Origin of the sequence: Chitinophaga sp. Cy-1792 (assembly GCF_011752935.1) — a bacterium.
GTDB lineage: Bacteria > Bacteroidota > Bacteroidia > Chitinophagales > Chitinophagaceae > Chitinophaga.
The window spans coordinates 2,177,726-2,199,941 of record NZ_VWWO01000001.1 but is presented as its reverse complement, the minus strand read 5'-3'; the positions used below and the strand labels follow the sequence as shown (position 1 = coordinate 2,199,941).

Below are 22,216 nucleotides of genomic sequence, written 5' to 3'. Positions count from 1 at the left end.
ACTAATGGCACCAAATCTCCCGAACACGTGGTCTGCAAGGATGCGACTTCCTCTATTGTTATTTTTCTTCCTATGTTCTTCTGTAAAAATTTATGCACAAAACATCAGTATCACCAGCGTTGTACCCAATGAAGGGAAAGCCGGAGATGTGATCACCATCAATGGTCAAAACCTCGGACTCAACAATGTTGTATTTTTTGGAAATAAAAAGGCCAGTGTTATCACAGCCACCAACGACTTTATAATGGTAAAGGTGCCGGATGGTGCAGACTATGACTATATTACCGTAACAAACCCCTCCACCGGTTATATGGCTCAAAGCAGTACCAGGTTTGTACCGCTTATCTCTCCGGCAAAAACAACTTTTGGTTCCCGCGACTTCAAGTTATATGATCATCTGTCGGATGGTCTCATTGATGGTGCCATCAATGATTTCGTTTTGCTGGATGTAAACAGAGATGGAAAACCAGACCTGATTACGGCCAATGGAACTGCATATTATCCTGGTATAACATTACGTCTGAACAATAGCACCAGTACAAATATCGCCTTCCAGCCTTTCATTTCTACGACCGACATGACCGCCTATGGCAATGAAATAGTGCTTGCCACTGGCGACATCAACCGTGATGGCTATCCTGACCTCGTGGTTGGCCTGAGAGATAGTCCCCAGATTCTTGTCATGTATAATAATGGCGACAATCTTTTGCGGGTGAACAGGACGTTTAATGCCGGCATTCCTATAAACAACCTGGTTGTTACCGACATTAACGGGGATGGTCTGGTGGATATCCTGGTGGGCAGTAAGGGTAGTGGTCAGATAACATTACTCCAAAATACATCAGTGGGCACTGACGTAACTTTTAGTCCCCTGACACTAAACATTAACGATCAATTCCGAAATCTATATGTGCAGGATATAGATGCGGATGGAATTCCGGACATTATTGGCAGTTTAACCGGTATACCCGTGTTCTTCGTAGTAAAGGGAACAGTTGATGGCGTGGGCAAATATGCCTTTGGCAATTACAGGAAATATTCGGTCGCAGAATCGCCTTCGGATATCCTGTTTTATGACTTTAACCAGGATGGTAAACCCGAACTTATATTAGCCTATGGTAACATGCATTCCCTTGGCATCATGCAGCCGGCATTGGATGGCAATCAGGAACTGATCTTTCGAGAACTAAGTCCCATTAAAGTTTCCGGCGCCCCGATACGTATGTCAATGGCCGATATGAACGGTGATAAAAGTCCGGATATCCTTGTCAGCTATTCCCTTCAAACAGGTACAGGTTTCAACGCAGGTCTGCTATTAAACCGTAGCACAGGCCCGCTCATTTCATTTGACAGCGAGCAATTATTTGCTGCCAAAGATACACCGATGAAGAATATTATAACAGACCTCAATAATGATAACAAACCTGATCTCATCATCGGATCATCCATCAACCATTCCATTTCTATATACCAGAACCAGATCAGCCTTCAGCCGGTGATTAAGACCATTTCACCCACCATGGGTCCTGCAGGAAGCAGTATGGTCATCACCTGCGATAACGCCAACGCTGTAATGGCTAAAAACCAGGTTTTGATTGGTGGAATACCCGCTACGGTAACTGGCAGTACATCCACGCTTGTTGCCACCATACCTGCCGGCACCGCCATCGGCCCCGTTACTTTAACAAATCTGGATAACGGCCTGCAGGCCAGCAGCGGCAAGTATTACAATCAAATTGTAACGCCTAACCGTAATACGCTGGGTCAGGCAGATCTGCAGCATACCCCGTCTACAGACCTCGCACTGAATTTCAAACCATATTATCTGTTATCTGCTGATTTTGATAATGATGGCAAACCTGATCTGATGGCTGCTAATTTCGGCTTCGCTTTAAATCCGCTGAGTTTTCAATTTTTCACAAACAGCAGCAGTAATAAAGCGCTTTCCTTCACTCCTACAACTACACAGCCATTTACCAATTCCAGCTATTCAGCTACCGGACAACCTGCAATTGCAGACTTTGATGGCGATGGTAAAATAGATGTTGTATTCCCTGGCTATAACAACAGCGCAGGTGATGCGATCGTATATGCCAATACCGGTACGATGAGTAACTGGCCAGTAGCCGGCACCTTCCCTGTTGGTATCCCTTCTGATTTTACAGATGGTGTTGATATCGATGGCGATGGCCTGGCAGATATCTTTACCGCAAGTGTTTCTACAGGAGAGATTGCTATATTAAGAAATACCAGTACCGCCAAAGGTAGCTTTGCCTTTGTTAAAGCTACTTTACAAAACTCCAGGCCTGTTGGGTTTTCTCAGCAATTCGCTAAGCTGGTAGATATAGATGGAGATAATAAACCAGACATTGTATCGCTCGATATTAACAGAGCTTACTTTTATGTTTGGCGTAATACCAGTACTCCAGGCAACATTTCCTTTGCCACCCCTTCACAGTTCGGCACCATTGCCCGCCCTCAGAATATCAGCATTGCAGATGTTGATGGCGATGGCAAACAGGATGTAGTTATTCAATATGCCGCTAACGTATTTGTATACCTCAATGCGAGCTTCTCCGGCTCGCCATCATTTGCGCCAGCAATCTCAATGCCATCTGCTAACAGCAGCATTGTAACAGTGGGAGATATTAACGGCGACGGCTATCCGGACCTGATTACAGGCAATACCGCAGCACCTTTTATAAATGCTTATGCCAATTATGGTGCACCCGGACCCAGAGGTTTTAATACAGCTGGTATCACCGTAAATGACGCAGGAGACAGACCTTATAGTTTTGTTACGGGAGATTTTAACCGCGATGGCCGCACCGATGTGGTGGCAGCCCTGGCTAATTCCAGCGTATTAAAAACTTATCTCGCCAACATTGTAACCGCACCAACATCACCAGCAAATAATATTGTTCTTTCAAATATTACAGATGCTACCGCTACTATCAGCTGGACAAACGGCAATGGTGAAAAGCGTGCAGTATTTGTAAAAGCACAGGCAACAGACAATGCTGCTCCTGCTAACGGTATCGAATACACGGCAAATACCATCTTCAAAAGCGGCGGCCAGATCGGCACGAGCGGCTGGTACTGCGTATATACCGGCACCGGTAACACGGTAAATATTTCAGGCCTTACAGGTGGCTCTTCCTATACCGTAATGGTAGCGGAATACAATACTGGCGGCATCGCTGGCAATGCGTTTTATCAGACAGCTACCGCCAATGATAATCCGGCCAGCTTTACCACGAAGGTTGCTAATCTTCCATGCGACGTAGCTACGTCCCAAACCAATGGCGTCTCCATGGACTGCTCTCTTTGTACAGTGCTTAACCCCACCAACGGCGCGGACAAAGACAGTACTACCTATAGTATCCTCATGACGCTCGTGGGAACGAGTCCCGGATCAATATTCCAAACACTTAAATTCCCTGAAGCCGGTACCAGTGACGATATCATTAAACTGAAACTAGGAATCCTCAATACAACCATTTCCAGCGGTATGCTGAACAATATTAAGATAAACACGGAGAATGGTGGTGTCAGCAATAATGATGTTGTTACACTGGGTAGCAGTTCCTCTGCATTGAGTGTTGTTGTGGAAGGTGGACTTATTTACGTGAAATATAAACCAGGGAAGAATTTTGATGCGATCACAATAACAACCTCCGGATCTAATCCATCCTTAAATATCTATTATGCAACAAAGCTGGTAGCTTCACCAGTGGTTACACCAGATCCGGCGATCATTTGTACGGGTATTACTACTATTAATTTAACGGCGACTTCTCTTAATGCAACGATCGACTGGTATGATCTCCCATCGGATGGCATTAAACTGGGAACTAGCGGCAGTGGTCTGCCATTTACGACGCCAACTATCACGGCTACCACTACGTACTATGTACAGGCTACCCGTACTTCAAATGGTTGTGTAAACACTGTCAGAACACCAGTCACCGTTACTGTGGGCAACAAGCCTGTTTTAACCAAACAACCAGCAGATACCGCCGCTATAATAGGAATCCTGGCCTCTTTCAGCCTCGAGGCAACTGCAGCGGGCGGCATAAAGGGTTACCAATGGCAAATCAATACCGGCACTGGCTTTAAATCAGTAACCGACGCCGGTGCATATTCCGGAACTACCACCGGCACCATTACCATCAAATCCCCTACCGCCGGCATGAGCGGCTACCAGTTCCGACCCATCGTAACAGGTCTCTGCGGCTCCGTTTACGGCAACATTGCTACTTTAACCGTAGGAAAAGGAGACCAAACGATATCCTTCAATCAATTCATAAATGGTTCTACGGTCAATACTACCTATGGCGTTGCCACATTCTCAGCTGCGGCAAAATCAACATCCAACCTGTCGATAACCTACAGCAGTAATAACCCTGATGTTGCCACTATCGACAACAACGGTAACGTGACTATTACCGGGGCCGGAGATGTCACCATTCAGGCATCACAGGCAGGAAATGCTTCCTATAACGAAGCTGTACCGGCAACCCTCAACATACACGTTGTACCTGCCTCGTTAACTATCACAGCTGAAAACACAACTAAAACCTATGGCTCCCCGGAACCTGAAATTCAATATACCGTTGCAGGCTTGATAGGCAATGATAAAATGACAGGAGTACCAGGAAGAACACCCGGCGAAAATGCAGGCAACTATCAAATGACACTGGGAACCCTCTATGCTGGCAGTAACTATTACCTGGTACTTTCCTCAGGTACATACTTCACTATTACTCCACAGGACCTTATTGTCACACCGGACCACCAAAATAAAGTATATGGCACCAATGACCCTGTATTAACCTATACCGTAACAGGACTACTGGGAAATGACCAACTCACCGGTAACCTCGAAAGAGAGGTAGGGGAAAACATTGGAACCTATTATTTAAAGCCAGGTAACCTGACAGCCGGAGCTAACTATGTGTTGGATATAGCACCGCAAACCTTAGTCATTACCCCGGCACAACTTGCTGTAAAAGCCATTGCTACAGGCAAAACCTACGGCGAAGATGATCCGGAATTGGAGTACACCGTTGACGGCCTGGTAAATAATGACAGATTAAGCGGAACACTCAGCAGAACAGCAGGCGAAAATGCAGGCGCGTACCCTATTTCTCAGGGTACGCTGACCTCCTCTCCCAACTATAGCATCAATTTCACAGGAGATAATTTCACCATTGCACCAGCAACCGTTACTGTAACAGCAGCACCTGCTACCAAAATATATGGCTACAGCGATCCGCAATTCCTGTTTACCGCCACCGGCCTTTTAAACAATGATGTGGTCACCGGTATGCCAGCCAGAATCACGGGAGAAAATGCCGGCAACTATAATATTACCCAGGGAACTTTAAATGGCGGTATCAACTATACGATCAATTTCATTGGCAATACCCTTGAAATCATACCGGCAGGCGTAACAGTTACCGCTACCCTACAAAGCAAAGTTTACGGGGAATCCGATCCGGCATTCAGCTATACTTCCACCGGACTACTCGGCAATGACCAGTTCACCGGGGCCCTTTCACGTACCAGCGGGGAAAATGCAGGATCGTACGATATCACAGCAGGAACATTATCCGCAGGCAATAATTATACAATTACCTTCAACAGCAATAAATTAAATATTACACCGGCCGCACTGACCATTACAGCTGATCCAAAAACGAAAGTCTATGGCACCACTGACCCTGCACTAACCTATACTACATCAGGATTACTGAATAGTGATCCCCTCAGTGGAACATTGGGAAGAAATGCCGGAGAACAGGTAGGCGACTATGCTATCACGCAAGGGTCTGTATCCGCAGGTAATAACTATATCATTACCTTCTATACGCGTAACCTGAGTATCACGCCGGCAGCGCTTTCCATCAATGCTGATGCGAAATCAAAAACCTATGGCACCAGTGATCCTGCTTTAACTTACACAATAACCGGTATAACCAATGGTGATCAGCTCAGTGGAAAATTAAGCAGAGATCCAGGTGAAAATGCAGGCAGCTACAGCATTACACAAGGGTCTCTATCTGCTGGTAATAACTACACCATTACCTTTAATAACGGCAAATTTGATATCACACCGGCCGCACTAACGGTGACGGCTACTACTAAAACAAAAGTATATGGCACGAATGATCCAGCGCTTACCTATACTAGTACCGGCTTAATAAACAATGATCTGATCAGCGGTATATTAAACAGAGATGCCGGAGAAAACGTTGGACAATACAACATCACACAGGGATCATTATCCGCAGGAAATAATTATAATATTTCCTTCAATAGCAGTAAACTGGATATTACACCGGCTGCTCTTAGCATTACAGCCGATGCCAAATCAAAAGTTTATGGCACTTCAGATCCGGCATTAACGTATGCTACCATTGGCCTTGTTGCCGGCGATCAGTTCACGGGTGCATTAACGAGAGAAGCAGGTGAAAATACAGGACTGTACAACATTACACAGGGATCATTATCAGCAGGTAACAATTACAATATCACCTTCAATAGCAATAAACTAAATATTACACCGGCCGCTCTCAGCATTTCAGCCGATGCCAAATCAAAAGTTTATGGCACTTCAGATCCCGCATTGACTTATGCCACCACCGGCCTTGTTCCTGGTGATCAGCTTACTGGTGCATTAACAAGAGATGGAGGTGAAAACACAGGACAGTACAGCATCACACATGGATCATTATCCGCAGGTAATAACTATACCATCAGCTTCACTGGTAATAAACTGACCATTAACACCGCAGCACTTACCGTTACTGCTGATGTAAAAACGAAAGTCTATGGCACCGGTGATCCGGCACTGACCTATACCGCATCAGGATTGCTGAACAGCGACAAACTCAGTGGTGCACTGAGCAGAAATACCGGAGAAAATGTGGGTGATTATGCCATCACGCAAGGGTCTTTATCCGCAGGTAACAACTATACTATTACCTTCAACACACGTAACCTGAGCATCACGCCGGCAGCACTTTCCATCAATGCTGATGCGAAATCTAAAACTTTCGGAACCAGTGATCCGGCATTAACTTATACTACAACAGGTTTGATCACCGGTGATCAGCTCAGTGGAAAGTTAAGCAGGGACGCAGGCGAAAATGCAGGCAGTTACGCTATTACAAAGGGTACGTTAAGTGCCGGCAACAACTACACCGCTACATTTACCGGTAATACTTTCACAATTAATAAGGCTACCCAAACGATTACCTGGTCGCAGACGCTGTCATTAGGTTGCGACGGCAACACCAGCATACAGCTGAATGCTGCTGCCAGCAGCGGTTTTCCGGTAAGCTACCAGATAAATAATACAACGCTGGCCACTATCAATGGCAGCACTTTAACTGCTACCGGCTCTGGTGCAGGCGTGATTAGCGCTTCACAGGCAGGCGATAACAATTACGAAGCAGCGGTAACGGTAACCAATAATGTAAATATTCTTTTGCCATCCATGGTAAGACAACATTGGAATGATGTTTTAATGTTTGATAATACCAACAATAATTACCTTACATGGCAGTGGTATAAAAACAACACAGCAGTAACAGGAGCCACCAGCCAGTATTTCAACGAAAACGGTGCTTTGAATGGCATCTATTATGTGATGGCTACTGATAAAAATGGTAATCAGGTACAATCCTGCCCGATTAACGTAAGTGCTTCAGGGTCAGTAAGCGGTGGCATCAGCGTTGCGCCTAATCCGGTAGCAAAAGGAGCCACAGCTACGGTTACCAGCCGCTATACCGAAGTACAGTTAAATGGCGCCATGCTGCTGATTACGGATATCACCGGTAAAACCATTGCACAATACAAAACAGTATTACCGGTAATGCAGGTGAAAATGCCGATGGATGGAGGGTTCTATATAGTAACCCTGCTCTTTACCAACGGCCAGAAAGCTACTACCAACGTTATTGTCAACTAATATTCTGCACAGCTGCCGGTATATGCCGGCAGCTGGCTTAAATCAACTTATTTATCATGATTAGAAATATAGCAGGTGTTTGTGTTGGTTTGATGATCATATCAACTGCCGCCAAAGCACAGGAATTTGGGATAGGCCTCAGTGGCGGATTACAGGGGCTACAATACAAAGCCGCCGGACAAAACAGTAAAATCCAGCCGGGAGGAATCCTCGATATCGGATATACGTTTCCGTTAGGAAAGAAGATTAATCTCATCAGTGGTATCACTATTGGTAATTATGTTACAAAGATTAGTCTGGGAGATGGACAAACATTATCTGCCTACCAGATAGATGATGCAGGGTCTGCATTCAGATTTGATGTAACGCCTACCGGTTATACGGAGAAACAGAAATTTCTCGCCGCAGGCATACCGGTATTGCTGCAATACCATACATTGGGCAAAACGCAGTGGTACATCAATGCCGGCGCTAAATTGCTGTTTCCTTTCAGCGTGAAATATGACGCCAGTGCCAATCAACTGGTGCTGAGTGGCTACTACCCGGATTATAATGTGGAGCTGCATGATCTCCCCCAGCATGGATTTGGAACTGTCAGTAACTGGAAGAGTAACGGCGGACTTACGCTCAAACCAGCTGTTACCCTCAGTGCCGCCACCGGGTTCAGTTTCGCGCTAAGTAACTTACGTTTATACACAGGCCTCTACATGGACTACGGCCTCAACGACATTCATGAAAAGGCCACTGATGGCGCTTTGGTGGCATACTCCCCCACCAGCATCACCGATGTAAAAGGCAATAGTGTGTTAAAGCTGAACAGCGTAGATAACGCCAGACTGGTGAGTTTTGGGTTGCAGGTAAAATTAGGTATTCCTTCCAGACGGACTATTAAAATAGAATCATCTTCAGGGCCAGGCTGCACCGTAGTGCCGCCACCCGCACCAGTGAAAGATACTATTGTCATGGTAAAACAACCGGAGGCAGTACACGTGGTAAAAGAAGAGCAGAAAATGCTGCCGGCACCAGTTAAGAAAGAAATCACCCCGGCAGAAGTTGCGGTGATCAACCGGCCGATGGCATTCGGTAAATTGGGACAGATAGAAGTTCCGGATGGCGCAAAAGAACGACTGGATAGTGTTGCGAACATTTTAAGCAGTTACCCGGATGTGAATATCCTCATCATCGGACATACCTGTGATATTGGTAGTCAGGCGACCAACCTGAAAGTGGGTGAAGCCAGAGCAAAAGCAGCGGCGGCTTACCTCATCAGCAAAGGCGTGGCGGCCTCCAGGATTGAAACTAAATCTGAAGGAGAAGCCCATCCGTTGGTACCGAATACTTCGGAAGAAAACAGAAGAAAGAACAGAAGGGTAACGATTGTGTTGCAATAGATGGCTAATAACCGGGCCGCAATAAAGCAACAAATGTCTCTTTCCTCCAAATTTGACTATGCTGAAATAATCACTATTTCCATGAAAAAAAAGACAATTATATACTTTGGTCTGTTTGCAGCTACTATCAGTAGCTGCAAAACAGCTCAAACAGGTGTATCAAAGGAGACCCGGACCTATCTGAAACAATGTGCAGATTCAATCAACAATATTACCCGCACTCCCAATGCTCCTTTGCCATATTTTCTAACGGACCCCTGTCTGGATTATGAAAAAAAATACTGGTCAAACCTGCATAAACCGCTACTGATCAGAAAAGAGATTATTGATAGGGTAAAAAATCCGGAGGCGATAACGTATATCCTAAATAGTAATGACAGGCGCGTTTTTGAAAAGTGCTCAAGACAACCCGACTTCGGCAATGGATTAGTTTACTATCATATTGATTTATTGGATAAATCTTTTGCTGACTTATTGGAGACAAGATTGATTGAAATATCCCACAAAAAATAAAAAGGCCGCTGATGCACTACGTCAGCGGCCGTCAATCAAAGTAAATCAATCGTTATGAATACTAATAGATTTTATTCAGGGCATCTACATAAGCATGTACAGATGCATTTACGATATCGGTAGAGTAACCGAAACCGTAGTACGACTGACCATTGTGTTTTACACGCATATTCACTTTACTCACATCTTCACTACCACCATGCATAGCCTGAATACTGAATTCATCCAGATCTATCTCATCCTTGATAATCGCGTGAATAGCGTTGATGGTGGCATTAACCGGACCATTACCTGCGGCACTGGCTTCTCTTTCTTCGCCGTTAATTAACAGTTTTACTGTTGCCATAGGACGCAGCGGATCGCCGCAAACTACCTGCAGTAAGGTTACTTTAATGCCTTTATCATCATACACTTTGGCATCGCCATCTCCCATCAGCTGTAATAAATCAGCATCAGAGATTTCTTTCTTATTATCTGCAACCACCAGGAAGCGTTCGTAAACCTCATCCAGGTTGATTTTATCAATTTTATAACCGAGACGCTCCAGGTGATGCTTCAGCGCATGGCGGCCGCTACGGGCTGTCAGGATAATAGCATTGGAGTTGATACCTACATCTTCAGGGTTCAGGATCTCGTAGTTTTCACGATGTTTCAGCACACCATCCTGGTGGATACCGGAGCTGTGTGCAAAGGCATTACGGCCCACGATTGCCTTGTTAGGCTGCACAGGCATACGCATCATCGTAGAAACCATGTTGGAGATTTCGTAGATACCCTTTGAATTGATGTTGGTATGGTAACCTAAAGCGTGATGTGTTTTCAATATCATGGCTACTTCTTCGAGAGAAGTATTACCTGCACGTTCTCCGATACCGTTGATGGTACATTCTACCTGACGTGCACCATTCTGAATACCTGCAATGGTATTGGCAGTAGCGAGTCCGAGGTCGTTGTGGCAGTGAACAGAGATGATCGCCTTATCAATGTTGGATACGTGATCCATCAGGTATTTGATTTTAGCGCCATACTGGTCAGGCAGACAATAACCGTTGGTATCAGGAATGTTCACGGTGGTGGCACCTGCAGCAATTACCGCTTCGATCATACGGGCGAGATATTCGTTATCTGCACGGCCGGCATCTTCTGCGTAAAACTCTACGTCGTCAGTGAATTTACGGGCATATTTTACGGCATCAACCGCACGCTGGAGGATTTCATCACGGGTGCTGTTGAATTTATATTTGATATGCATATCGGAAGAACCAATACCGGTGTGAATACGACCACGTTTTGCAAAACGCAGCGCCTCAGCAGCAGCATCGATATCCTTTGTATTGGCACGTGTCAGCGCACATATAACAGGTTCAGAAATTGCTTTGGAAATTTCCACCACACTCTGGAAATCGCCAGGGCTGGAGATTGGAAACCCAGCCTCGATGATATCCACACCAAGCGCTTCCAGCTTCTTCGCGACTTCAATTTTTTCTACAGTTGTCAGCTGGCAGCCAGGCACCTGTTCACCATCGCGCAGCGTGGTATCAAAGACGTATACACGATTTTTATCCATGATAGTGTAACTATTTTCGGTTTAGTAAGATTAGTTCAGGTTCTCCAGGACTTTCGCACCCATCGCGTCTGTACCCATAATAAATTCGTTCTCCGTGTGCTTATTGGCGATATCCATTGTTCTGTAGCCCTGACGCAGTGTAGCTTCCACCGCTTTGATCACACGTTGTGATTCAGTCTTCAGACCAAAAGAGATATCCAGCATCAGCGCTGCTGAAAGGATAGATGCCAGCGGATTGGCAATTCCTTTACCGGCAATATCATGCGCAGAACCATGGATAGGCTCGTAGAAACCTACTTTATCACCTACAGATGCAGATGCCAGCATACCCATAGAACCAGCAATCTGGCTAGCCTCATCGGTCAGGATATCTCCGAAGAGATTACCGGTAAGTACTACGTCAAAACGTTTAGGATCTTTGATCAGCTGCATCGCTGCGTTATCGATGAACATATGTTCTGTTTCCACATCAGGATATTCCTTCGCAATTTCCTGCACTACTTCTCTCCACAGACGGCTGGCTTCCAGCACATTGGCTTTATCAACAGAACATAATTTCTTACGACGGGTACGTGCTGCCTCATAGGCTTTACGGGCAATACGCTCTACTTCATACCGATGATAGATCATCAGGTCGGAAGCAGTATTACGGTCTTCTGTTCTTTTCTTCTCACCAAAATATACATCACCAGTCAGCTCACGGAAGAAGAGAATATCAGCACCACGGAGGATTTCAGGCTTGATACTGGAAGCTTCCAGCAGCTCATCGAATAATTTGATCGGACGCAGGTTAGCGTATAATCCCAGTTCCTTGCGGATTTTCAGGAGGCCCTGTTCTGGTCTTACTTTCAGGGTAGGATCGTTGTCATACTTCGCATGTCCAATCGCACCAAACAGGATCGCATCACTGTTCCTGGCACGGTCCAGCGTACTGTCCGGCAGCGGTTCACCGGTAGCTTCGATGGCTACGTGTCCCATCATACCTTCTTCGAAATGGAAAGTATGGCCATAGTTTTTTGCGATGGTTTCCAGTACTTTTTGTCCCCAGGCTGTTACTTCCTGTCCGATTCCATCACCTGGAATTACTAATATTTTCTTTTCAACGCCCATGTAGAGTGTGCTTTATGATGTATAAGGTGTGCTTAAAAATTGAATGGTCTGGATTGTTCGTAGGTTTCGATTTCCTTACGTAAGCTCAGCAGGTAGTCGATATCATCGTATCCGTTGAGCAGACATGTTTTTTTATAAGGATTGATATCGAAGTTTTCCTGTTCACCGGTAGCTTTAATTTTGATGAACTGGTTTTCGAGATCTACTTCCAGCTCCGCTTTCGGATCCTGTTCGATGGCTTTGAAAACCTTATCCAGGAAATCTTCGCTCACCTGTACCGGCAGGATGAAGTTATTGAGCGCGTTATTTTTGAAGATATCTGCAAAGAAGCTGCTCACTACTACTTTAAAGCCGTAGTCAGCGATTGCCCAGGCAGCATGTTCGCGGGAGGAGCCGCAACCAAAGTTTTTACCGCCAACTAATATCTTACCGCTGTAGATAGGATTGTTGAGAACGAAATCGGCTTTAGGCGTATTATCTGCCTCAAAGCGCCAGTCGCGGAAGAGGTTTTCACCGAAACCATCTCTGGTAGTTGCTTTCAGGAAGCGTGCAGGAATGATCTGGTCTGTATCTATATTTTCGATCGGTACAGGTACCGCAGAAGAAACTAAGTGTTGAAATATTTTACTCATTGTCAGATTATTTTTTGACGGCGACCACCCGGAGGCGGACGTAGTCTGCATATAAATTACCTTCTCTTGTGAGGGCAGGTCCTACTTCTTCCTGTACCTGCTGCAGGATTTCCTGTTTATCTTTTTCAGGTACCTGGGCAAAGAAATGATCACCGAACATCTCTAGCCAGGTGCTGATACCTGTTTCAGGATCCGCCAGTTTGGTAGGTCTTTCGAAGTAGAGAATTTTTTCTACGGTAAATCCTGCTTTTTCGAGCAGGGTAGCGTATTCACCCGGAGAAGGGAAGTACCAGAACGGCTGATAGGTATAACCTTTCTGCTGCATTACATATTCCAGTTCGCGGAGGATGCTGTTTACATTGCCTTTGCCGCCCATTTCCAGTACCAGTCGTCCGTTTTGGCGGAGATGTGCGTACATCCGTTCGATGGCCTTTTCTTTTTCTCTCACCCAGTGCAGGGTGGCATTGGAGAAGATGCCATCAAACTGTTGGTGCAGTTCAAAGTTGGTGGCGTCAGCAACTGCAAAGTTGACATTTGGAAAATGTGCTTTGGCACTACTGATCATTTTTGGCGAACCATCGATACCGGTAACGTTGGCGCCGGTTTCGGCCAGTTGGGCGGTAAGCTCACCAGTTCCGCAACCCAGGTCCAGGATGGATTCACCAGGTTGTGGGTTCAGCCATTCAATGAGGCTGTTGCCATATTCAAACACGAAGTTGTGTTTGGTTTTGTATAAGTCAGCATTCCATTGGTCCATATAATGAGCGTTTAGCCGTGGAGGTAATTAAACCAGTTCTCTTACATCGGTTACGCGGCCGGTGATAGCGGCAGCAGCAGCTGTCAGCGGACTGGCGAGGAAGGTGCGGGCGTTAGGACCCTGGCGGCCTTCGAAGTTGCGGTTAGAGGTAGAGATACAATACATGCCGGCAGGAACTTTATCTTCGTTCATACCGAGGCAGGCACTGCAACCTGGTTCACGTAGCTGGAATCCGGCGGCAGTCAGTACTTTATCGATACCTTCTGCTTTTGCCTGTGCTTCTACCTGTTTAGAACCCGGTACGATCCATACCACCACATCTTCCGCTTTCTGTTTGCCTTTCACGAAGTCGGCTACCAGACGGAGATCTTCGATGCGGGAGTTGGTACAGCTACCAATAAACACGTAATCGATTTTTTTGCCGAGGAGTTCGGATCCTGGCTGCAGGTCCATATAGTCCAGCGATTTTTTGAAAGAAGGTCTTTCTTTCTCTTCAATCTGCTCCAGGGAAGGGATGTTGCGGGTGATGCCCATACCCATGCCCGGGTTGGTACCATAGGTGATCTGTGGTTCGATATCCGCCGCATCGAAGGTGAGTACGGTATCGAATTGTGCGTCCGCATCGGAGTAGAGGGTTTTCCAGTAAGCGAGTGACTGGTCCCATACTTCCCCTTTAGGAGCGAATTCACGACCTTTGATATATTCGAAGGTGATGTCATCCGGAGCGATCATACCACCACGGGCACCCATTTCGATGCTCATGTTGCAGATGGTCATACGTGCTTCCATGCTGAGACTGCGGATAGCGTCGCCGGCATATTCCACAAAGTAGCCGGTAGCACCGGATGCAGATATTTTAGAGATGATATACAGGATGATATCTTTGGAGAGAACGCCTTTTTTCAGCTGGCCGTTCACTTCAATTTTCATGCGTTTAGGCTTGTATTGCAGGATGCACTGGGTGGCCAGAACCTGTTCTACCTCTGAGGTACCGATACCGAAGGCTACAGCTCCGAAGGCACCGTGGGTAGAGGTATGGCTGTCGCCGCAAACGATGGTCATGCCAGGAAGGGTAATACCCAGTTCAGGGCCGATTACGTGAACGATACCCTGGTAAGGATGGCCCAGACCATACAGTTCCACGCCGAATTCGGCCGTGTTTTTGGTCAGCATTTCCACCTGGTGGCGGCTGAGTGCTTCCTTGATAGGCAGGTGCTGATCCATTGTCGGAACGTTGTGATCGGCGGTAGCCCTTGTTTTGGCAGGACGAAAAACCGGGATGCTTCTTTTACGTAAGCCATCGAATGCCTGAGGGCTGGTTACCTCGTGGATAAAGTGTGTGTTGATGTACACTGCATCCGGATGACCAGGTTTACTCATCACGATGTGGCTGTCCCAGATTTTGTCAAATAACGTTTTTCCCATCCTTATTGCTTCCTTTTTAAATTGTTTATACCTTCAAATCTAATGGACGATAGTTAATGTACATATCGCTAAATTTGTCTTAATTACAACTTTTAAAAGCCCTTGGTAAACTTTAAAAGATTGTTTATCAATAATTTATAAGATTTTATTAACGATGCCCAACAGTCAAAGTGATGCGTTATTCATATTAATAAAAACCTTAACAAAAGCTGAAAAACGCAGTTTTCAGCTAACCTTTAATAAGAATAATACGAAGGAGGACGTACTTTTTATACAATTGTTCAATACGTTGGACAAGCTAAAGGAGTATGATGAGGAGCAGATTCTGAAGAAGGTCCCTGACCTGAAGAAGCAGCAGTTATCAAATGTAAAAGCGCATCTGTACAAGCATTTACTGACCAGCTTACGCCAGCTGTACAAGCAAAAAGACCCGCTGATCGACCTTCGGGAGCAGCTGGACCATGCCCGTGTGCTTTATAACAAAGGATTATACAACCAGGCCCTGAAAATCCTGGGTAAGGCTAAAACGATGGCCTATGACCAGGAAGAGGTCATGCTGGGCTATGAGATAGTAGAATTTGAGAAGCTGATAGAATCCAGGCATATTACCAGGAGTCTGGAAAACCGGGCTGAAGCGCTGAGTGCGGAATCCAAACAGATCCAGTACCAGCTGACTAATATCAGCATGTTATCGACCCTTTCCCTCCGGATGTACGGCCTCTACCTCAAGTTAGGCCATGCCCGCAATGAACGGGATGCCGAAATGGTGAAATCCTTCTTTGAAAGTCAGCTGCCGCCTCACAAGCTGGCAGACATGAGCTTCTACGAAAAAGTATATATGTACCAGGCTAGCTGCTGGTATTTCTATATCCTGCAGGATTTCGTCATGTATTACAGGTATACGCAGAAATGGGTCGACCTGTTCAAGCAGTATCCGTCGTTACAGCAAACGGATATGGATTTGTACATCAAAGCCCAGCATAACCTGCTGACGGCACATTTCTATACCAGTAACTCCGAGAAATTTAAAACGGCGCTTTGTGAGCTGGAACAGTTCATTTCAGCCAACCAGGAGAGTTTCCATGAGAATACACGCACTTCAGCGTTTGTGTACCTCTATACCGCAAAGATCAATCGCTACTTCCTGGAAGGGACGTTTACACAGGGTTTGGCGATGGTACCTGAGCTGGAATCCGAGATCAGCAATCATACGTTGAAAATAGATCAGCACCGGGTACTGGTATTCTATTACAAGATTGCCTGCCTCTATTTCGGTAGTGGCGACAACAGTAAAGCGATCGTTTATCTCAACAAAATCATCAATCTCAAAATAGGCAACCTGCGGGCAGACATCCAGTGTTTTGCGCGCATACTGCACCTGATAGCCCATTACGAGCTGGAGAACTACAGTCTGGTTGAATACCTGATCAAATCCGTATATCATTTCATTTCCAAAAACAAAGACCTTGGATCTGTGATGGATGAGATTATGAAGTTCTTACGTAAATACATATACGCTAATCCGAAAGAGTTACGCAATGCCTTCGTGGATTTAAAACACCGGCTGGAAGTGATTTCTGAAGATCCGTACGAGCGCAGGTCATTCCTCTACCTGGATATTATTTCCTGGCTGGAAAGTAAGATTGACGGCCGTCCTGTACAAGAAGTTATACAACGTAAGTTTCATAATAAAGAAAGAAGAATTTAGTACAAGTATTTTTCTGTAGATAAATAATTAGAGAGATGGTATTTCAGATACCATCTCTTTTTATTTTCAGGTAGACGAAGATGTGATTTTCAACAGATTTGATTCCGATATTTCTGTAATGATAATGGCAGTATCATTCCGACAAAATCCTTATCCACAAAGGATTTAAAGAAAAAATACTTACTAATTTTCTTGGCAGATATGAATTTTGGTTCTATCTTCGAAGTGTCAAACATTTTAGCGCACGCAAGTGCAATGATTAAAAAGAAAATATAAGGCCTGGGTGACGTCTAACTCCCAGGCTTATTTTCTCCCCAACTTATTTTACCACTCCGGTAAAATCACCTGAAGTCGCCTGGGTGCTTTCGGGTGACATTTTTAATCATTTAAAATGTTGGACAAAGAAAACCAGTGCTTTTTCAATTGTAAACATGGTTGGGTTTTCACACCTTATCGTAAGGTAAGGGGTGTTAAAATATGGCATCCCACTGGTGGTGTCTATAGATTCCCATGTAAATGTCAGATTGAAAAAGGAAAACATTGATGGTGCATTTAGACGGTGTACTATTATGTTAGTTTGGGTTAACCCCTCGCGAAGTTTCCACTTCGGGCAGGGGTTAACCTGCACCAATGAAGTGAAAATTATTCCCGCAGTATCATTTTGAGAAAATAGTGCAGCTGGTGGTAAAATATTTTGTTATAAATAATAATTACAGTGATAGTATTTCAGATACTATCTCTTTTTATTTTCAGGTAGATGAGCGGGCGATTTTTAGCAGATTCAATCCTGCTAATCCAACAATGATAACGGCAGTATCATTTCGACAAAACCCTTATCCATAAAGGATTACAGAAAAAAAATAGTTGCTAATTTTCTTGGCAGATATGATTTTTGAATTTACCTTCGTATCGGTACATTTACTTATAGCACTCAGGTGCAACATTCGAAAGAAAATTCACAAGCCTGGGAGAGGTCTAACTCCCAGGCTTATTTTCTCCCCAACTTATTTTACCATCCTGGTAAAATCACCTGAAGTCGTCTGGGTGCTTTCAGATGACAATTGTAAATGTTGGTAAATGTACCCAAAAAATGACCAGTGCTTTTTCAATTGTAAACATGGTTGGGTTTTTACTCCTTATCGTAAGGTAAGAGGTATTAGAATATGGCATCCTACTGGTGGTGTCTATAGATTCCCATGCAGATGCCAGATTGAAAAAGGAAAACATTAATCGTGCATTTAGACCATGCACTATTATGTTAGTTTGGGTTAACCCCTCGCGAAGTTTCTACTTCGGGCAGGGGTTAACCTGCACCAATGAAGTAAAAATTATTCCCGCAGTATCATTTTGGGAAAATTGTGCAGCTGGTGGTAAAATATTTTGTTATAAATAATAATTACAGAGATAGTATTTCAGATACTATCTCTTTTTATTTTCAGGTAGATGAGCAGGCGATTTCTAGCAGATTTAATCCTGCTAATCCAGCAATGATAATGGCAGTATCATTTCGACAAAACCCTTATCCATAAAGGATTACATCAAAAAATAGTTGCTAATTTTCTTGGCAGATATGATTTTAGTTTCTATCTTCGAAGTGTCATGTAAGAAAAGGGTATTTGATACCGAATTTTTAGAGCCTGGAAGCTACCTACTTCCAGGCTCTTTCTTCCCCAAACTTATTTTACCATAGTGGTAAAATCACCTGACATCGCCAGGGTGGTTTATGGCGATTGCAATTTTTTTACATGACAAAAATTTGCCAGTTTAATTGTATCAACGGATGGGTATTCACCCCTTATCGAAAGATAAGAGGGGTGCGGATATGGCATCCCACTGGTGGTGTCTATCGGTTTCCCTGCCGGTGCACAGTTAAAAAGGATATTAATGATAAATAGGTAGTTTATCGTTAATCAGAATTTGGGTTAACCCCTCGCGAAGTTTCCACTTCGGGCAGGGGTTAACCTGCGCCATTGAAGTGAAAATTATTCCCTCAGTATCATTTTGAGATAATGGTGTAGTTGGCGGTAAAATATTTTGTTATAAATAATAATTACAGAGATAGTATTTCAGATACTATCTCTTTTTATTTTCAGGTAGATGAGTAGGCGATTTTAGCAGATTTAATCCTGCTAATCCAGCAATGATAATGGCAGTATCATTTTGACAAAACCCTTATCCATAAAGGATTACAGCAAAAAATAGTTGCTAATTTTCTTGGCAGATATGATTTTTGTTTCTACCTTCGAAGTGACATGAAATGATTGGTATCAGATACCAACTTTTTTGAGCCTGAGGGTCGGCCTAACTCTCAGGCTCTTTCTTCCCCGAAGTTATTTTACCATGGTGGTAAAATTGCCCAATCGCCAGGGCATTCTATGGCGAGTAAAAATCAATTTCATGTCAAATTTTTCTTTTTGCAATTGTGTCAACGGTTGGGTTTTTACTCCTTATCGAAAGGTAAGAGGTGTCCGCGTATGGCATCCATCAGGGGGCGTATACCGGTTCCGATGCCGGTGCACATTTGAAAAAAGAATTAATGATGTACAATAGGCCGTCATCATTAATCAGAATTTGGGTTAACCCCTCGCGAAGTTTCCACTTCGGGCAGGGGTTAACCTGCGCCAATGAAGTGAAAATTATTCCCTCAGTATCATTTTGAGATAATGGTGTAGTTGGCGGTAAAATATTTTGTTATAAATAATAATTAAAGAGATGGTATTTCAGATACTATCTCTTTTTATTTTCAGGTAGATGAGTAGGCGATTTTAGCAAATTTAATCCTGCTAATCCAACAATGATAACGGCAGTATCATTTCGACAAAATCCTTATCCACAAAGGATTACAGCAAAAAATATTTATAATTTTCTTGGCAGATATGATTTTTGTATCTATCTTCAAAGTGGCATATAAATAAAAGGTATCAGATACCAAAATTTAAGAGCGTGGGAGCAGCCTAATTTCCACGCTCTTTCTTCCCCAACCTTATTTTACCATAGTGGTAAAATCACCTGACATCGCCAGGGTGGTTTATGGCGATGCAATTTTAGTTATATGCCAAAATTCTGCCAGTTTAATTGTATCAACGGATGGGTATTCACTCCTTATCGTAAGGTGAGAGGTGTTCGTGTATGGCACCCTTCCGGGGGCGTCTATCGATTCCCTTGCCGATGTACATTTAAAAAGGACATTAATGATGCACTTTAGGCAGTCGTTATTAATGAGAATTTGGGTTAACCCCTCGCGAAGTTTCCACTTCGGGCAGGGGTTAACCTGCACCGGAAATATCTGAAAAGCAAAACGTGGATTTCAAAATATTATATTCATCCTGCTATCTATACTATTCCGGCATTTCCATCCACGGTTCATATCTCCTGTATTTTCTGAAAAATATGAATGCAGCTATTATGTGTAATAGCAAAATAGCATACCAGGTCATATATCCCAGTATCATGAATAACACCACAAAAGATATCACCAGTATCCAGCGAAAATGTATCTCCGGATTCATCCTGGGAAAATATAATAACACCCTGAACAGCAATAACAGGGAAATACCTGTAAGGCCGGCAGTAAGAAGCGCTGTTATGGCAAAATGATGATTATTGTGGAAGAATAATATTAAGACCTCCGGAACAAATAGAATCGTATAAATTCCTGCCACCCTTGAATAATGCCGCAGTGTACTAATCGGTAAATTCTGCAGAAAATTCAGGTAGACTTCATCAAATGCCCGGTGGTGTATCATCAGTTGTGTATGTAGCAGCACCGACATGATCACTCCCAGCTGCAATGCCCGCAGGTCAAAGAATTCGCTTTGCGCCATCAGAAAAAATGTTAGCCATAGCACTAAGGCAGACCACAATTTCGTCAGGAATATTTTGCGCGGAAAAACAGTGAATAATTCGTAGAAGAAATATAATACCGGCGGCTTCACAAATAGCCTATCCAGCCATCGGGAGAAACGTGTGGTGAAGAAAAAGACATCCGGGTGCCATAATTTCTTTTCAAATAACGTTAACGGCCATACGCACATGATTATATTAAATACAATGATTAAAACGGCAGCTATGTAATAATGTTTACAAAATCCTACTACCGCGGCTATCAATCCATATATAAATACAGGCAGGTAATTCAGGAATTGTATACGCAGCCACATTTTTCTCCGCTGAGGTGTTTCTATACAACCTATAGTACTGTACAGGAAAAAATATTGTGGCAACTGCATTACTTTGATCACATAGCCCGCACATTTTATGGAATAGAGCCCCCATAAGGCGAGCACCAATAACAAGAACCCCCAGCTGCCCAGAAAGCCTTCAATGAGTCCGAGGTGATAATATAACAGGTTGGCGCCGTTGACGATACCAAAAAGAAAGTAAAATATGATCAGAAAAAAACCTGTGTTCTCTATATAAAATCTGGCAGAGAAAATTTTGGTCAGGGTACTATTCGCATGGTCCATACTAATTCAGCGTAATATTTCTGTTGTGGATGGTCAGTGTTCCGTTGATGGTAACTTTTGCGGGGTCCAGCGGCTGATGGCTGGTAATACAAAAGGTTACTCCCCTGCTATGATACTGGTTAATCAGCTCATAAAGTGTGGCTACGGTGCGCGTATCGATGGTGATCAGGGGCTCATCCAGGAGGATAATAGCCGGGTTGCCACTAAAAGCCAGCATAAGACTCAATTTCTTCAGCATCCCGCTGCTATAGCTGCTTACAGGGTTATTCACAAAGTTATCCACACCTAGCACAGATTGGATTTCCTGCATGCTCCGGCCATCTCCCCCTTTGGTATTCAGGTAGAGATTTACCAGGTCTTTGCCGGTCAGAAAGGCCGGATACAATGGCTCGGCCTCCGCATAGTTGATGAGTCGGCGGTAGGCCACCGGCTGTCCGAGGCTATTCACTGTACCATTTATTATAATATCTCCCTTAAAAGGCAGCAGACCAGCCATCACCTTCATACAGGTGGTTTTACCGGCGCCGTTTTCGCCTTTCAGCCAATAGATGCCGTGGCCCAGGGACAGGTGGGGAATATCCAGTACAGGGATATCCTGGTAACTTTTTCTGATTGATGATAATGTAATAACCGGATCGGACATAGCGATTTTGCGTTAATACTGTAAAT

At 44.2% G+C, this 22,216-nt stretch carries 11 protein-coding genes; 4 read left to right on the top strand and 7 right to left on the bottom strand.

Features of this window, described 5'->3' with window-relative positions; translation table 11 throughout:
• Positions 1 to 4 precede the first annotated feature (4 nt).
• The 3 genes from F3J22_RS08985 (at position 5) to F3J22_RS08975 (ending at position 9,882) form a co-directional block, all read left to right on the top strand.
• Positions 5 to 7,978, top strand: a complete 7,974-nt coding sequence (locus F3J22_RS08985) for an MBG domain-containing protein (RefSeq protein ID WP_167016312.1) — start codon at positions 5 to 7, stop codon at positions 7,976 to 7,978.
• Positions 7,979 to 8,034: 56 nt separating this feature from the next.
• Entirely contained in the window at positions 8,035 to 9,369 is a 1,335-nt protein-coding gene (locus tag F3J22_RS08980) for an OmpA family protein (RefSeq protein WP_167016309.1), read from the top strand.
• Between the two features lie 81 nt (positions 9,370 to 9,450).
• Positions 9,451 to 9,882 carry a hypothetical protein gene (locus F3J22_RS08975; protein ID WP_167016307.1) on the top strand — a complete coding sequence of 144 codons (432 nt, stop codon included), beginning with the start codon at positions 9,451 to 9,453 and terminating at the stop codon, positions 9,880 to 9,882.
• Between the two features lie 61 nt (positions 9,883 to 9,943).
• On the opposite strand, the gene F3J22_RS08970 is transcribed toward F3J22_RS08975, so the two are convergent.
• The 5 genes from F3J22_RS08970 to leuC are packed head-to-tail and all read right to left on the bottom strand — an operon-like array spanning position 9,944 to position 15,373.
• Positions 9,944 to 11,449 (bottom strand): 2-isopropylmalate synthase, encoded by a 1,506-nt coding sequence (locus tag F3J22_RS08970; RefSeq protein WP_167016305.1) that lies wholly within the window; start codon positions 11,447 to 11,449, stop codon positions 9,944 to 9,946.
• A 30-nt stretch (positions 11,450 to 11,479) separates the two neighbouring features.
• Positions 11,480 to 12,559 (bottom strand): 3-isopropylmalate dehydrogenase, encoded by a 1,080-nt coding sequence (gene leuB / locus F3J22_RS08965; protein ID WP_167016303.1) that lies wholly within the window; start codon positions 12,557 to 12,559, stop codon positions 11,480 to 11,482.
• A gap of 32 nt (positions 12,560 to 12,591) precedes the next feature.
• Positions 12,592 to 13,191 carry a 3-isopropylmalate dehydratase small subunit gene (gene leuD / locus F3J22_RS08960; protein ID WP_167016301.1) on the bottom strand — a complete coding sequence of 200 codons (600 nt, stop codon included), beginning with the start codon at positions 13,189 to 13,191 and terminating at the stop codon, positions 12,592 to 12,594.
• A gap of 7 nt (positions 13,192 to 13,198) precedes the next feature.
• The gene (locus F3J22_RS08955; protein ID WP_167016299.1) at positions 13,199 to 13,948 is read right to left on the bottom strand and encodes a class I SAM-dependent methyltransferase; all 750 of its coding nucleotides are present in this window, start codon (positions 13,946 to 13,948) and stop codon (positions 13,199 to 13,201) included.
• A 27-nt stretch (positions 13,949 to 13,975) separates the two neighbouring features.
• A complete protein-coding gene (leuC, locus tag F3J22_RS08950) occupies positions 13,976 to 15,373 on the bottom strand; it encodes a 3-isopropylmalate dehydratase large subunit (protein ID WP_167016297.1) in 1,398 nt (465 codons plus the stop codon).
• A 289-nt stretch (positions 15,374 to 15,662) separates the two neighbouring features.
• On the opposite strand from leuC, the gene F3J22_RS08945 reads away from it, so the two are divergent.
• Positions 15,663 to 17,081 (top strand): hypothetical protein, encoded by a 1,419-nt coding sequence (locus F3J22_RS08945; RefSeq protein WP_240155026.1) that lies wholly within the window; start codon positions 15,663 to 15,665, stop codon positions 17,079 to 17,081.
• Positions 17,082 to 20,419: 3,338 nt separating this feature from the next.
• On the opposite strand, the gene F3J22_RS08940 is transcribed toward F3J22_RS08945, so the two are convergent.
• Both F3J22_RS08940 and F3J22_RS08935 read right to left on the bottom strand, forming a co-directional pair.
• Entirely contained in the window at positions 20,420 to 21,547 is a 1,128-nt protein-coding gene (locus F3J22_RS08940; protein WP_167016293.1) for a hypothetical protein, read from the bottom strand.
• Position 21,548: 1 nt separating this feature from the next.
• Positions 21,549 to 22,190 carry an ATP-binding cassette domain-containing protein gene (locus F3J22_RS08935; protein ID WP_167016291.1) on the bottom strand — a complete coding sequence of 214 codons (642 nt, stop codon included), beginning with the start codon at positions 22,188 to 22,190 and terminating at the stop codon, positions 21,549 to 21,551.
• Between the last annotated feature and the right edge of the window lie 26 nt (positions 22,191 to 22,216).